At 66.2% G+C, this 14,551-nt stretch carries 14 protein-coding genes; 9 read left to right on the forward strand and 5 right to left on the reverse strand.

Going from position 1 to position 14,551, the window contains the following annotated elements; all coding sequences use genetic code 11:
* Window positions 1-108: 108 nt before the first annotated feature.
* The 3 genes from fdxA to ACLIVD_RS11520 are packed head-to-tail and all read left to right on the forward strand — an operon-like array spanning window position 109 to window position 2,474.
* Window positions 109-432, forward strand: coding sequence for a ferredoxin (gene fdxA / locus ACLIVD_RS11510; protein ID WP_005263360.1), 324 nt, complete (start codon window positions 109-111; stop codon window positions 430-432).
* Between the two features lie 2 nt (window positions 433-434).
* The gene (gene dapC / locus ACLIVD_RS11515; protein WP_280785103.1) at window positions 435-1,535 is read left to right on the forward strand and encodes a succinyldiaminopimelate transaminase; all 1,101 of its coding nucleotides are present in this window, start codon (window positions 435-437) and stop codon (window positions 1,533-1,535) included.
* A 45-nt stretch (window positions 1,536-1,580) separates the two neighbouring features.
* Window positions 1,581-2,474 (forward strand): hypothetical protein, encoded by an 894-nt coding sequence (locus tag ACLIVD_RS11520; RefSeq protein WP_283352409.1) that lies wholly within the window; start codon window positions 1,581-1,583, stop codon window positions 2,472-2,474.
* A 296-nt stretch (window positions 2,475-2,770) separates the two neighbouring features.
* On the opposite strand, the gene ACLIVD_RS11525 is transcribed toward ACLIVD_RS11520, so the two are convergent.
* Entirely contained in the window at window positions 2,771-4,324 is a 1,554-nt protein-coding gene (locus ACLIVD_RS11525; RefSeq protein WP_283332858.1) for a serine hydrolase domain-containing protein, read from the reverse strand.
* Window positions 4,324-5,865, reverse strand: coding sequence for an alpha/beta hydrolase (locus ACLIVD_RS11530; protein ID WP_283332859.1), 1,542 nt, complete (start codon window positions 5,863-5,865; stop codon window positions 4,324-4,326). The genes ACLIVD_RS11525 and ACLIVD_RS11530 overlap by 1 nt, the downstream gene beginning before the upstream one ends.
* 1,178 nt (window positions 5,866-7,043) lie before the next feature.
* Here ACLIVD_RS11530 and ACLIVD_RS11535 point away from each other — a divergent pair.
* The 3 genes from ACLIVD_RS11535 to ACLIVD_RS11545 all read left to right on the forward strand — a co-directional run bounded on the left by ACLIVD_RS11535 (window position 7,044) and on the right by ACLIVD_RS11545 (window position 8,148).
* Window positions 7,044-7,247: a cold-shock protein gene (locus ACLIVD_RS11535; RefSeq protein ID WP_283332860.1), complete on the forward strand. Its 204-nt coding sequence runs from the start codon at window positions 7,044-7,046 to the stop codon at window positions 7,245-7,247.
* A gap of 201 nt (window positions 7,248-7,448) precedes the next feature.
* Window positions 7,449-7,739 carry an SHOCT domain-containing protein gene (locus tag ACLIVD_RS11540; RefSeq protein WP_283332861.1) on the forward strand — a complete coding sequence of 97 codons (291 nt, stop codon included), beginning with the start codon at window positions 7,449-7,451 and terminating at the stop codon, window positions 7,737-7,739.
* Between the two features lie 31 nt (window positions 7,740-7,770).
* Window positions 7,771-8,148, forward strand: a complete 378-nt coding sequence (locus ACLIVD_RS11545) for an SHOCT domain-containing protein (protein ID WP_283332862.1) — start codon at window positions 7,771-7,773, stop codon at window positions 8,146-8,148.
* A gap of 313 nt (window positions 8,149-8,461) precedes the next feature.
* On the opposite strand, the gene ACLIVD_RS11550 is transcribed toward ACLIVD_RS11545, so the two are convergent.
* The 3 genes from ACLIVD_RS11550 to ACLIVD_RS11560 all read right to left on the reverse strand — a co-directional run bounded on the left by ACLIVD_RS11550 (window position 8,462) and on the right by ACLIVD_RS11560 (window position 10,828).
* Window positions 8,462-8,860 carry a DUF7144 family membrane protein gene (locus ACLIVD_RS11550; RefSeq protein WP_283332863.1) on the reverse strand — a complete coding sequence of 133 codons (399 nt, stop codon included), beginning with the start codon at window positions 8,858-8,860 and terminating at the stop codon, window positions 8,462-8,464.
* 173 nt (window positions 8,861-9,033) lie between these two features.
* Window positions 9,034-10,284 carry a cation:proton antiporter gene (locus tag ACLIVD_RS11555; protein WP_283332864.1) on the reverse strand — a complete coding sequence of 417 codons (1,251 nt, stop codon included), beginning with the start codon at window positions 10,282-10,284 and terminating at the stop codon, window positions 9,034-9,036.
* 115 nt (window positions 10,285-10,399) lie between these two features.
* Entirely contained in the window at window positions 10,400-10,828 is a 429-nt protein-coding gene (locus tag ACLIVD_RS11560; protein ID WP_283352393.1) for a DUF7144 family membrane protein, read from the reverse strand.
* 696 nt (window positions 10,829-11,524) lie between these two features.
* Here ACLIVD_RS11560 and ACLIVD_RS11565 point away from each other — a divergent pair.
* The 3 genes from ACLIVD_RS11565 to ACLIVD_RS11575 all read left to right on the forward strand — a co-directional run bounded on the left by ACLIVD_RS11565 (window position 11,525) and on the right by ACLIVD_RS11575 (window position 14,446).
* Window positions 11,525-13,015 (forward strand): CYTH and CHAD domain-containing protein, encoded by a 1,491-nt coding sequence (locus ACLIVD_RS11565; RefSeq protein WP_283332866.1) that lies wholly within the window; start codon window positions 11,525-11,527, stop codon window positions 13,013-13,015.
* Between the two features lie 365 nt (window positions 13,016-13,380).
* Window positions 13,381-13,785, forward strand: a complete 405-nt coding sequence (locus tag ACLIVD_RS11570) for a DUF7144 family membrane protein (RefSeq protein ID WP_283332867.1) — start codon at window positions 13,381-13,383, stop codon at window positions 13,783-13,785.
* A gap of 172 nt (window positions 13,786-13,957) precedes the next feature.
* The gene (locus tag ACLIVD_RS11575) at window positions 13,958-14,446 is read left to right on the forward strand and encodes a hypothetical protein (RefSeq protein WP_283332868.1); all 489 of its coding nucleotides are present in this window, start codon (window positions 13,958-13,960) and stop codon (window positions 14,444-14,446) included.
* Window positions 14,447-14,551: the final 105 nt, after the last annotated feature.

The following is a 14,551-nucleotide window of genomic DNA, read 5'->3' on the forward strand; positions in this document are numbered from 1 at the left end:
CCCTCACCGCAGAGAGGTCCGCCGGGCAGGCGATAATAGTTTCTTCCGCGGGGTACAAGCAGCCCGTACCTCGTGCCTACTCGTGTCAGAAAGGCAGGGAGAGCGGCAGTGCCCTACACGATTGCTGAACCGTGCGTGGATGTGTTGGACAAGGCGTGTATCGAGGAATGCCCTGTCGACTGCATCTACGAGGGCGGGCGGATGCTCTACATCCATCCGGACGAATGCGTGGACTGCGGCGCCTGTGAACCCGTCTGCCCCGTCGAAGCCATCTTCTACGAAGACGACGTCCCGGACCAGTGGAACGGCTACATCGCCGCGAACGTCGACTTCTTCGACGACCTCGGTTCTCCCGGCGGCGCGGCGAAGCTGGGCAAGGTCGACTACGACCCGCCGTTCGTCAAGGCTCTGCCCCCCATGGGCGAGGACTAGGTGTGCCTCGTATCCCGGTAGCCACAGCACTTCCCGACTTTCCGTGGGACTCGCTCGAGTCGGCGAAGGCGAAAGCCTTCGCCCACCCGGGTGGCATCGTCAACCTGTCGGTGGGGACCCCCGTCGATGCGGTCGCCCCGATCATCCAGGACGCGCTGACCTCGGTCGCCGCGGTTCCGGGATATCCGACGACGCACGGCACCGAGGAGCTGCGTAACGCCGCGGTGGAGGCGCTGCGCCGCCGCTACGGAATCACCGGCATCGATCCGGCTGCGGTGCTGCCCGCGATCGGCACGAAGGAGCTCATCGCCTGGCTGCCACGCCTTCTCGGGCTCGGCGCCGACGACCTGGTGGTCATCCCGGAGCTGGCGTACCCGACCTATGAGGTCGGTGCGCTCCTCGCGGGTGCGCGGGTGATCCGGGCCGACGGTCTCAACCGGCTCGGTCCGGAGGGTGCGTCGCTGATCTTCGTGAACTCGCCGTCCAACCCCACCGGCAAGGTGCTCGGTCTCGAGCATCTGCGCAAGGTGGTCGACTGGGCGCGTCGCCGCGGCGCCATCGTGGCGTCCGACGAGTGCTACCTGGGGTTGACCTGGGAAGGTGAAGCCCTCTCGATCCTCGACGAGCGGGTGAACGACGGCGATCTCACCGGGCTCCTCGCGGTGCACTCGTTGTCGAAGACGTCCAACCTCGCGAGTTACCGCGCGGGGTTCGTCACCGGTGACCCGGCGTTGGTGGCCGAACTTCTCGAGGTCCGCAAGCACGCGGGCATGATGGTGCCGTTGCCGATCCAGTCGGCGATGACCGCCGCGCTCAGCGACGACGACCACGAGAACGAGCAGCGTGAGCGGTACCGCCGTCGCCGCGAGATCCTTCTCGCAGCGGTGCGCGGCGCCGGATTCACCGTCGACAACTCCGAAGCCGGGCTGTACCTGTGGGCGACGCGCGGCGAAGCCTGCCGGGACACCGTCGAGTGGTTCGCCGAGCGGGGCATTCTCGTGGCGCCGGGGGAGTTCTACGGTCCCGGCGGCGGCACCCACGTGCGCATCGCGCTCACGGCCAGCGACGAACGAATCGCGGCCGCGGCCGAACGACTGGTCTGACCCGAGTCGGCACGAACGGAGCGGTCACGGTGCAAGTATTGGGCCGTGACCCTCGACGACGTCGCCGACGAACTGTACGGCCTCGACCCCGGTGAGTTCGTCGAGGCGCGCACCGCGCAGGTGACTGCGGCGCGGGAGAACAAGGACCGCGCGCTGGCGACCGAGATCGGGAAGCTGCGGAAGCCGACGGTCGTCGGCTGGCTCGTCAATCTGCTCGCCCGCGAGCTCCCCGACGAGGTCGACGCGCTCCTCACTCTCGGTGAAGCCCTCCGCGACGCGCAGCGACACCTGTCCGGCCCGGACCTTCGGCGGCTGAACACGCAGCGGCAGCAGGTGGTGCGGGCGTTGGCGCGCAAGGCCGGTGAACTCGCCGCCGAGCGAGGCCGGACGGTCGGGGAGGACGCCCTGCGGGATGTCGGTCAGACGCTGCACGCGGCACTCGCCGACGCCGAGACCGCCGAACAGGTGCGGCGTGGCCGGGTCGTGACGGCGGCGAGCTACAGCGGTTTCGGTCCGGCCGGACTCTCCGTCGTCCAGGGAAAGACCGCGAAGAAGACCTCGACGTCCGAACCCGCCACCGCGCCCCCGGCCGACAAGCCGGGGAAGAAGTCGAAGAAGAAGCCGGTGGAGCGGGACCGCGACGCCGAACGCGCGGCGGCCGAGGCCGAACTGGCGGAAGTCACGTCCCGGGCCGAGGAGGTCCGCGGTGAACTGACCGACGCGAGAACGGAACTGGAAAAGGCGCGGTCGACGCTGACGGAGATCGACCACCGGATCGAGGAACTGCGCGCCGAACTCGAACACGCCGAGCAGGAGCGGCAGTTCACGCGGAACGCGGAGAAGGCTTCGGCGGAGGCGGTGCACCGGGGGGAACGAGACCTCGACGCGGCGGAGCGGCGCGTCGAGGAAGCGCGGCGCGCAGTCGACGATCTCGGCTGAGGAACGTCCCGGATCCTTGACCTCGAGCCCCGTTCAGGTTCTAGCGTGAGTTCATGTCCTTCACCGGCACGGCGAGCTCTCCGCAGCGAGCGTTGGCCAGCAGCGGCACCGGTTCCGGTGTCTTCGCGACTGGGCCCCTCGACAAACTGCGCCGGCGGATGGTCCACGGTGGTCGGCGGCGAGCTGGACGGCGAACTCGAACATGCCCCGCTGGCGAGAACCACAGCAAAGCCAGGACTGTGAACTGATTCAAATTTCGCATTGCGCCACCGGCTTCCCCGGGGTGGATCGGCTATTTACTGCAGGTGTCGGTAGAGCCGTCCGTGGTTGCTGAACCAGGCGACATTCCCATCGGACCCCCGAACGAAGTTGGATCGGGTGCCGGTGGGTTTGAGGTCGGGGCCAAGGTCGAGCCCATAGTCGGTCTTGTAAAGCGCAAGACCGAAATTCGGGACTGTCTGCTCATCCGGCAGGTAGGTGCCATCCGGGGTGTCGCTCATGTTGCCGACGAGCTGGCCGTCTTTGCCGCGGAAGTTGATCACGACGGTCCCCAGGGTGCCCGATTGATCGATGTCGTCAGTGGCATACGCCCCCTCGTAGGGCGCCAACTCGGCCGTGCTCAACTTCTGGGGCGTCGCGGGCAGGTTACTGATTCCGGCGAAGCGGCGAAGCGACCAGTCCTCGGCGAACAGTTCGTTGAGCAGTTTCCCTCCACCCTCGGAATTGGTGAGCACGGTCATGGCGAAGTTACGGCTGGGCACCATGAAGAACCCGGATCGTTGACCCGCCCAGGTCCCGCCATGTTGGACGATCGTCTCGTTCTCCGCGGACGGCCGCAGCATCCATGACACTCCCATGCCGGTGAGTTCGACCTGAAGCGTGCCGCCGACGCCTGGATTGGAACGCATGGCGATGAGCGAGTCTTTGCTCATCAACCGATCTCCTGTGGGTGTAGTGCCGTCGCCGAGGTGGAAGCGCGCGTAGCGCACCTGATCTCGCACGCTGGAAATCAACGATCCGGTCGGGTTGCAACTGCGCGAGAAGAACCAGAAGCCCGGGTCCACAACGGCTTTTCCGTCGTCGACGTTGTGGGAGGCGGCGATATTCCGGCCGATTATCTGGTCCGAGAAGAAGTGGGTGTGACTTAACTCGAGCGGGTCCAGCAGCATCTTCTGGACGGCGTCCTCGTAGACCGATCCGGTCACGACCTCGACAATCCGCCCCGCCACGACCAGCCCCGCATTGTTGTAGGCGAAGACCGTGCCCGGCGGGGTCTTTTGTGGGAGCCGGGTCATCGACGCCACAAACTTGGTTATCGCGTCGTCGCCTCGACCGAAGTCCTGGAGATCGTCACCGAGCCAACCCGACGTGTGGTTGAGCAGTTGTCGCACCGTCGCCGTGGCGCTGGCTTCTGGATCGGCGACCGCGAAATCGGGCAGATACTGGCGTATCGGTGCCTCCAGATCGACCTTGCCCTCGTCGACGAGGCGCATCACGGTCGTTCCGGTGAACGTCTTCGTCGTGGAGCCGATCCGGAACAGGGTGTCGCCGTCCACCGGTATCGGGTGGTCGACATTGGTGACCCCATACCCCTTGATGTACTCCTCACCGTCGGCAATGACGCCAACCGCAACCCCGGGGATCGCGTAGTCCTTCATCGCCTTGTCAATCTTGGCGTCGAGCTCGTTGAACGCTTCCTTCGCGTTCGCCGGGACGCTCGTAGCTGTGGTGGTCGACTCCTTCGACGAACATGCCGGCAATACGAACACCGCCAACCCGGCGACCGCCCCGCCAAGCACCGCCCGGCGCGACAACTCAGGGCCACCGACGGCGAACACCTCGGTCGTCATCAGCGTGGCGGGAGAATGTCGTATGCCGGCAGTTGCGTCGTGTCCGCGCAGGATGTGTCCGGCTTCTCCGGATCGTCGAAAAACGACGCGATTATCTCTGCTCCGCACGGCGGCTCTGCATACACACCGTGTGCAGCTCCGGGCACTACCGCGACTATGGATTGCGAGAGATCCTTCGCGATGTAGTCGCCCCACACCGCTCCGGTCTGCCCGTCGTAGGTTCCCGACAGCACAAGCGAAGGGATGTCACTCACGGTGATGTCTCGGATCGAGTCAGGAGCCTTCGGCACGTCCCACACTTCGCAGGCGTCGCGCAGGAACGGCAACTGCGGTGCTTGGGCCCGAACGGACTCCGGCAGTTCAGGGAATTCCTTTTCCGCCTGTTGCATTGACTGCTCGACGGTCTCAAACGGGATCCATTCACGGCACCAAATGCTCAGGGTGAGGCCCCAATGGAGGACGCCCCTCTCCGGATGCCCCCACACCTCGGCCCAACGCGACGCAATGGGCTGCGCATTCCCGTGTGCGAGCTCATCGACCGTTGATGGGAACTCTTTCGGTAGATGGGTAGCCACGGGGACAAACCAGTTCAGCAGCATTCCGCCGTCGACGACAACCTTCGTCTCTCCTACACCCGCAACGTTGACCGTCGTGGTGATGGGCTTCGCCTCGAGCTCATTGACCAGCCGGATGAACGTTGCCCCCAGGTCGGGATAGCGCTCTTTGCATGCTGGCTGGTCCTCACACGCCTTGACCATGTTGTCGAATGCTTGGCGAGCGCTGGCCCAGGTCCACCCCAGGGCACCAACCGATGGAGGCGTCACTCCGTCGAACACGATCGACTCGATAGCGTCGGCGTCTTGACGCATGTAGATCAGCGCAAGGTCGGTACCGTACGAGTGGGAGAACACATTCCACTTCTCGAGGCCGAGTGCCTTGCGTAAATCAATCAGGTCATAGGTGCTCTCGGTCGAATTGAACGCCGAGAGGTCAACGGTGGGAGCCAGGCGGTCGTGGCAATCCTTCACCGCTTCTACGTACGCATCCCGTGTGGACTCAGCGTTCCACGCCATTCCGATCCTTTGGGCGAAGAACTCGAAAATCTTCGGGCAGGGCAACGGCGAGCTGGACGTCGCGTTGCCGCGCTGTCCCATCAGGATCAGATCGCGATCACGGTTCAGCGGGACGTCCGGGTTGATCGGGGGATCCGTGACCCCATCCTGACCGGGCCCGCCCATGAGAAAGACGATCGGAGCCTTGGTCGGCGGCTGCGTTTCCGACGGAACGATCGCTACTGCCAAGCGCAAGGTTCCGCTGTCTTCTTTGGTGCGGTTCACCGGTACCACCAAGTCCCCGCAGCGAGCATTCTCCAGCAGTGGGACCGGATTCGGCGTCTTCGCGCATGGACCCTCGACAAACTCCGCCGGCGGATGAGCCACAGTCGTCGGTGGCGAACTGGACGGATCGGAATTGTTGCTACACGCTGAGCTGACGAGAATCGAGACGAACGCAATCGCCGTTATCTGGTTCACAAACCGCATGTCGACCACCCTGAATGGCGACCGCCCGAACCTTGTGTTCGGCTCGGCCCGAGTATTTACCCAGATAAATCCTGGCACACCCCATATACCGGAAGTTTGAGAACCGATGAAATCCGGCGATCCTTATGTAGCCGTTCGGTGATGAATCGAATCGTGCGGTCGGCCAGCTCGGTTGAGAAGGCATTCCATAGGCGGCGCGAGATCACCGCCGCAAAACAAGATAGTCGGTGCGATAGATTCCCCGATTGGCGTCAGGGACGGCCAGTTGCCCGCTGTGGTCATGATGAAAGGCAGCCCGTCCAGTCGATTGTCCATACGCGCGCCCAGCGTCCCGCTCGCGCTCCTCTTACAGGACACTCAAAACGCTCCCTCACTCGAACGGCCACCAACGTGGAATCTGACGCGGCTCCCCGATCGGGCCGCATCCACGGGCGATAATGGTCCCTATGACCGCAGAACTTGTCCCGTGCGAGATGGACGAGTCCCAAGACGAGGCGACGCACACTATAAGGATCCAATGAGCTGATCAGCCCGAAGAGATCTGGTAGGTGTGCCGATCACGACCGCCAACGCAAGACCGCAGCCGGCCGAAGGCGCAGCCGCCAGTCGAGCAACCCCCTTCCTTCCGATGCAGGGACTGCTATCAGGTTCTGCAGGACAGCACTCCGCCCTGCCCGGTCTGCGGCTCGCCTAATCGAGCGATCAGCCCGCGCTCCGCAGCGATCGCCTTGGCTATGTTGTGCGCCAAATATGCTTGTACACAATCTTTTTCGAAGTACGGATAACTTATATTATGTAAACTGGCAGGTTGGCTATTCGCATGGCTTGCGAATACGACTGTCAATTAGGCGCCCAATTTCTCGTCGAGGTCGCGTCGGAGGAGATCCTTCGCATGGCTCGGGCGGCGCCGACGGGGTGACCGGGCGACGGCCTGTGCGGCGAAGGCTTCGTTCAGTTCGATGGTGTCGATGTCGCCGGGGGTACGAATCGCGCTCGCGTGCCGAGACCGATGTTGTAGGACCTTCGCCCCTACACACAGGGTGCTCGTTCTGGCATCCTCCGATCGAGGACACCAGTTGTTCGGCCCTCCGGCCATCCGGGGTGCGGGGACGGTCAGGGTGTCGAGATCGGCCCTCGGTGGGAGGCGCCGTCTCGTCGGCTGCAGGGAGTGAATGACCATGGCGCAGGGCACAGTGCACTGGTTCAACGGCGAGAAGGGCTTCGGATTCATCCGCCCCGACGACGGCAGCGCCTACCTCTTTGTCCAGTTCTCCGAGATTCAGGTCAGCGGGTACAAGTCGCTCGAGGAGAATCAGCGGGTGGAGTTCGAGGTCGGCCGGGAACCGAAAGGGGTTTACGCCCAGAATGTGCGCCCCGTCTGAGCCGATCGGCGCCGTGCAGCGGGCCGGCGTCCTCGAGCGGGACGGTCCGCGCGTCGCCGGGCCCACCATTGCCTGAGGTAGTGAGGATCGCCCCAGGCGGACCACCGTCTCTGGTGCGTGCCACGGGCGGGTACCCGTCCAAGGCATCCTCGCGGCGCTCGATGCTCTCGACGGCCCGCCCGATAACCCGAGGAGCGCACCGTGCCCGGACTTCTCCGCGGAATCGCCCGCACCGCCGTGATCGAGGGAACCGCGACCACCGTCTCCAACCGGGTCTCGCGGCGGCAAGGCCAACGCTGGGCCGCCCAACAGCCGCCACCGACGCAGCAGGCTGCACCACCACCGCCGCCGCCCGCCCCGCCGGCATCGCCTCCGCCCTCAGGTGATGCCGATCGTCTCACCGCGTTGAAACAACTCGGTGAACTGCGCACACAGGGGGTTCTCACCGACGACGAGTTCAACGCCGAGAAGGCCAGGATCCTGGCCTCCTGACCGGAATCACCGAGTGGACGGAGCACCGACAATGGACGGTTTCTGGGATTTCTTCTGGATCGTCATCGTCTCTTTCCTGTTCGTGTCCTACCTGATGGTGCTGTTTCAGATCATCACCGATCTGTTCCGCGACCACCGGATGTCCGGGTGGCTCAAGGCGCTGTGGTTGTTGTTCTTGTTCCTGATTCCGTTCCTGTCGGCGCTGATCTACCTGATCGTGCGTAACGAGGGCATGACCGAGCGGTCCGCGGCGGCCTTCCGGCAGGTCAAACAGGCCCAGGACAGCCACATCCGGGACATCGCGGGCAAATCCCCGGCGCAGCAGATCGCCGACGCCAAGGCACTGCTCGATTCGGGGGCGATCACCCCGCAAGAGTTCGAGACCCTCAAGAGCAAAGCGCTGACCTAGCACCGAAAGGCGCCGAGGCACACCCTTTCTCACAACCCGCACTGCCGCCATCGAAGGAGAGGCAACGGCCATGATCGATCGCACGGACACTCCCGTCAGGTTCCGTCGGCGCGGGCGGGGGCGGGGGTCATGAGCACGGTGGACGGGCCCGTCGACCAGCCTCCCGCCGAGGCCGCGGCACGCACCAGAGCCTGGCGCTCAGGTGATGGCATCTGTTCACCTGCTGCTCTATCCGGTCGACGGCGGGGTTGCTGCGGAGCGCACGGTGACCCTGTCGGCGGCGAAAGCGGACAACCCGACGGTTCCGTTCATTTCACAACGGTGGTGGCTTCCAGGTCGACACCGCCCAGATCGCCGCGACATCAAGTGCGATGATCACCATCGACCAGGACGGGTAGTACGGCAGCCACAGGAAGTTGGCGAGGATCGAAATGGCCGCAAGGACGATCGCCGCTACCCGCGCCCAACGCGCGCCGGCGGCCAACGCGAGACCGACCACGCAGAGCAGCACCCCGAAGGCGATGTGAAACCAGCCCCAGACGATGAGGTCGAACCGGTAGGTGTACTCGTAACCCACCGAGAACCCTTCGCTCTCGGCGACACCGGCGATGCCCTGGGCGAACTGGAGGAGACCGACGGTCAGCACCAGACTGGCCGCCCCGAGCGATGTGGCGGTCACCACGCGCTGTTCGGTCGACGACTCCTCGGTCATGATGTACCCCCTTCCGGCGGGGCTGCCCGCACGCCGTATCTGCTCATTGTCCGCCTCAGTCCATCGGGTCCGCCGCGGAATGTGGGCTGGACTATGAAGGACCTCCATCGGCGGCGGACCCGCCCGCCGGTCGATGACCACGATGCGCGTGGCCACAGGTGCGGGTGCGGGGATCACCGTCGAGTGTCCGGGGCGGGTCGGGTCTCCGGGTGGGGGTGGTCCCGGGACCAGGCGGCATAGCGGTCGGCGAGGGGGCTGGCGGTGAGCCCGTGCGCCAGGACGGAGAGCGCGATCGTGATCACCGCGGTGGTCAGTAGTAGTTCTTCGTGGGGTAGCTCGCCCGGTTCTTCGACGATGAGGATGGCGAAGACGATGGTGGCCAGGCCCCGGGGCCCGAACCAGCCGAGGAAGGCCACGGTCGGGGCGCGGGGGTGCGTGCCGACCAAGGACAGCGCAACGGGCAACATCCGGACGACGGTCAGGCTCACGACGGCGTACCCCAGCACAGCCCAGGAGAGACGACCGAGTGCGGGACCGAGCAGCACGGCCCCGAAAACGATGAAGGTCACGGCGCTGAACAGGTCACCGGCCTCGTCGATCATGTGCCCGGCGTTGCCGACATCGACGTCGGCGCGGCGCCAGAGTGCACCGAAGGTCAGTCCGCCGACAAACGCGGCAATGAATCCGGACCCGCCCAGCGGCACGGCGGCGGTGTAGGCGAGCAGGGCTGCGGTCACCGGCACGGTGTGCGCCCACAGCGGATCGAGGGCGCGGCGCCGACTGGAGGTCACCAGGACCGCGGCCGCGAGTACCCCTGCGCCCACCCCCGCGACGATTCCGTATCCGATCTGCTCGGTGACCAGACGGGCAGCCGCACCGCCGCCGATCGTGCCCGCCTCGGCATGCGCGATCGCGAGCACGATCAGGAACAACGGCACACAGATCCCGTCGTTGAGCCCGCTCTCGACGTTCAAGCCCTGCCGAATCCGCATCGGCAGCACGGGGAGGGTGACCACGGCCTGACCAAGCGCGGCGTCGGTGGGGGCGAGGATCACCGCGAGCAACAACGCCTCGGGCCAGGCAAGGTCGCCGAGCACGATCGCGGCGGCACCGAATCCGGCCGCGATGGTCAGCGGCAGACCGATACCGAGAAGTCGCGCAGGCAAGGAGATCTCGGTACGGAGTTCGGCCAGGTCGACGTGTGCAGCGTCGGAGAACAACACCAATGCCAGGGTCACCTCGGCGAGCAGTTTGACGATCTCGGCGGTGGCGTGCACATCGACCACGCCGACCGCCTCCCCGCCGAGCAGGAACCCGCTGACGGTGAAGACGATCGGGGCGGTGATCGGCGTGCCCGCAACGCGCCCCGAAATCGCCACGAAGCCGAGCAGGACCACCGCGATCGCCGGCAACGCCCACGTCATGCCGGCCACGCCTCACCGCCGGTCGACATCACCGCGGCACGAGGTCGTGTCGACGGCCGCCTGTGCTCCGTGCGTGCATGTCGCACTGTTCGTTGTCCCGTGTTCGCTTGGCTGTTTATCTCGCCGGTGGATTGGGCTGTGCGACTCGGTCCTTGTCGGGGTGCCATGTCGAGACGGCCCAGATCACCACGGCGTTGAGGGCGATGATCGTGATCGCCCACATGGGGTAGTAGGGCAACCAGAGGAAGTTGACGAGGATCGAGACCGCGCAGATCACCATGGCGGTCACTCGCGCCCAGGCGGCACCAGTGAACAGGGCGATTCCGGCGGCAGTGACGATCGCGCCGAGAACCAGGTGGGTCCATCCCCATGCGGTGAGGTCGAATTGGTAGGTGTAGTCGATTCCGGTGACGATTACCTCGTCCTTGGCGATCGCGGACAGGCCCTGGAGTACTTCGAGGATACCGACGGTGACGAGCAGAACCGCCCCACCCCTCGCGGACCCTTGCACCACATCGCGTTTGACCACAGATTCCTCGGACATGACCGTTCCCTTCCCGGGCAACGCATGAAGTGTTCCGGCAGGTTTGATTGTCCTCTTGTCGGGCCGTGCTGGCGGCACTTCGCGGCAGGTGTGGGCCCGCAGACTGGTCTCCAGGACCAGGACCGCACGTCGCCCCGCCCACTCAGAAGCGGCGAACCCCGTCCCGCAGCCGTCGGCCTGATATATCTGTGATGCCCGGCTGCGACAGCCCGACCGATGGGAGCCGAATCGGCGCCGTGCGGGAGACGGGGCCCGTGCCTCCGTGCCGTCGCCGACCGAGTCGTGCAGCGCCTTCCGCCCAGCCCCCGAGCTCGTCTGATACGGATGCCGGGACGGCGAACTGCCATGGACCGAGCACTTCCCACGCACGGGCCGGATAGCGGTAGCAGGTCACCGGTTCCGCGTTTCGCCTTCGATGCGGATCCACAACCAGGCATGCCGGCAACAGCAAGATCTCGATGAACGACACAAACCGGGCGCGCGAGAAAGGAGAGGGAAAGACTCGTTGCCGCACGCCCGGCCGGGGATCGTGCGCTTCAACCAGGTCGCCCCGCACCATGGGACACTCGGTGCAGCGGAATGGATGGTGCGATCGCCCCTTTCGGCATTCGCAGTGGTTGTGGGTGCACAACGGCGCACTGCACGGGTTTCACGAGATCACGATTACCCGCCGGGCCGGACGGGCAGTCTGAATCCATGAGCAAGGCGCAGCAGGAGCGGGAAGACAAGTACGACGTCGGCGCCGACTTCGCGGTACCGGACCTGGACGACCTGGTCCCGCCGGGCGGCCGGCTCGAGGAAGACACCGTTACCCTCGACAGCGAATACTTCGACACCGCGGACCGGGACCTGCTCCGCCAGCGCGTCACGTTGCGGCGCCGGACCGGCGACACCGACGCAGGGTGGCAGCTGAAGGTCCCCGACCGCAAGGCGCGCACCGAAATCCGGGTGCCGCTCACCGCGGACGACACGGTGCCCGGCGAGCTGGCCGCCCTGGTCTCGGGGGTGGCCCTGGGAAAACCGGTGCACCCGGTGGCGTCGATCTCGACGGTCCGGCTCCGGCTCCGGATGCTCGACCCGGACGGGAACCTGCTCACCGAGGTCGCCGACGACACGGTCCGCGCCACCGCGGCCGCCGCGGCGGCCGGGGACGGCGCGGTCGCCAGCGAGTGGCGCGAGGTGGAGGTCGAACTGGGCGAGAGAGGCGACGGGAAGCTGCTCGAGGCGATCGGTGAACGGTTGACCCGTGAGGGCGCCCGCCCGTCCCGGTATCCGTCGAAACTGTCCCGGGCCCTGAACCCGAACGGTCCCGGCCTTACCGATAACGACTCCGCCGCCGACGGTTCCGGGGCGGAGGTGGTTCGGGAGCTGTTGACCGCCTACCTCGACACCCAGGTGCAGGCGATCGTCGCCGGGGATGTGTGGCTGCGCCGCGGGTTGGACTCGGTCCATGCCACCCGGGTCGGGATCCGGCGGTTCCGCAGCACCCTGCGGGTGTTCAAGAAGGTGCTGGATCCCGCCGCCCGGACGCGGCTCGACGTGGAACTGTCCTGGTATGCGGGGGTGCTCGGTGAGGTGCGGGACCGGCAGGTCCAGCGCGCCCGGTTCGCCGCCGCGGTCACCGACCTGCCCGAGGAGCTGGTGCTGGGTCCGGTCGCCGCCCGGATCGAGAATGATCTGCTCGCCGAGCAACTCCGGTACCGGGCCGAGGTGATGGCGACCGTCGACGGTGACCGGTATCGGGCTCTGCTCGCCGCGCTGGCGCTGTGGCGCACCGCACCGCCGCTGACCGGGGACGCAGCCTCCGGTGAGCGGGTGCTGAAGAAGGCCGCGCGGAAGGCGCGCCGCAAGGCCGACAGAAGGTTGGCGGCCGCCCTCGACGACGGCGGCGACGTGGCGCTGCACCGCGCCCGGAAGGCCGCGAAGCGGGCCCGCTACGCCGGCGAACTCACCCGTGGACTGGTCGGGAAGAAGAAGGGCAAGAAGCGGGTCGCCGCATACAAGAAGGTCCAGAAGGTTCTCGGGGAGCACCAGGACAGCGTGGTCGCGCTCGGGACCCTCCGCGCCCTCGGGGCCCGCGCCGGGAGCACCGGCGGCGAGAACGGGTTCACCTTCGGGTTGCTCTACGGGCTCGAGCTGCAGGCCGCCCGGCGTGCCCGCGACGATGCCGCCCGGCTCACCACCTGACCCTTCGAGCACCGCGCGCACCGCCGACGGGCTCATGACACCCCGATCCACGGGTGGACACGGCATCGACGTGCCCGGCGTCTCCCGGCGGGCGGGCTGCTCGCACGTCTGCTCACCCACGTCCCGGCGGGAACTCGAGGAGCTCGACGACTACACCGCCGCCTGGGCGGTGACCAAGTCCTGGCGACCGGCAACGGAACCGACACCGCACCCCGCTGCGCCATTTCGAGTTCATTCACCTCCTAGGGACCCGACTCCAGAACCTCTGTCTGATCGAAATGCGCGCAATCGCGGATCAAACGCCTGGTGAGCGGTGCACACTGAGAACGGGCATACAACATCGGCGTCCCGAGAGGTGAATCGTCGTGACCGACAAGTCGACCGTCCGTCAAGAGATCGCCGCCGACACGATGATCGGTGCCGCGATCTTGCTGGTCACCAGCGGTGTGCTGCATATCCTGCAGGGGATCGCCGCGATCGGCAATGACCAGGTCTTCGTCGTCATCACCGACTACACCTACGAATTCGACCTGACCGTGTGGGGGTGGGTCCATCTCGTGCTCGGAATTGTGATCGCACTGGTCGGCGCCGCCCTGTTCCGCGGTGGCCTGTGGGCGCGAACGTTGGCAGTCACCCTCGCGGCAGCATCGATCGTCGTCAACTTCCTCTGGCTGCCCCACTACCCGGCGTGGGCGATCGCGATCATCGCGATCGACACGGCGATGATCTGGGCAGTCATGACTGCGATCCCTCGCTCGGCCCGGCACTGACACACGCGATCGACGCCGGTACTCTCGACGATCTTCGGTCGTGAACGCGGTGGGGGCAGGGTGAGATGCGCGCCCAGACCGCACGCGAAGATGTGGGGTACGGCGATCGGAAACCTCTTGTCCCCTGGCTGATCCACCACCGAGGAACGGTGCGTGGTGCGATGATGAGGGTATGCGCCGCCATCGTTGGCCGGCTCTCGTGCCACCGGCAGATCGGGGCCTTCGTGTGCACCCCCCGACGCCGATCGTTGCCGAGAAGGACCTGGACCTGGAACTGTCCGCGGTCACCGCGTACACGTCGGGGCTGCTGCTGCAACTGGCGATGCGGGTCACCGGGATCCGCGCCGACTTCGCCCGCTACGAAACCCGTCCCCTGACCGACCCGAACGACTGGTCGGCGCGGTGGTCCGATCTGAGCGTGCAGGTCCGCGCCGACGATCTCGACGGGCCTGCCGACGCCCTCCACCGAAGCGAACCGCCCACCGGGGAATCCGGGCCCTACCGGGCGACGCCGTCATACTGGATCGGCGCCTACCCTCGGACCGGGAAGCTGACCGTCACCACCAGCTGGACCGAGATCGGACTCCACCGGACCTCGATCATCGTCGCTCTCGGCCCCAGCCCCTTTTCTACCGCGTCCGAATCCGGTGCGGGACGGTAACAGCCACCGACGCACACCCTCCGCCGCCTCACCCGGCGCAACGATGGCCGCGGGTGTTTAGGCCCAACACCAGCCGCATTCGAGACACTGCCGGTGTTCGACAGG

The organism is Rhodococcus sp. G6(2025), from assembly GCF_058628105.1.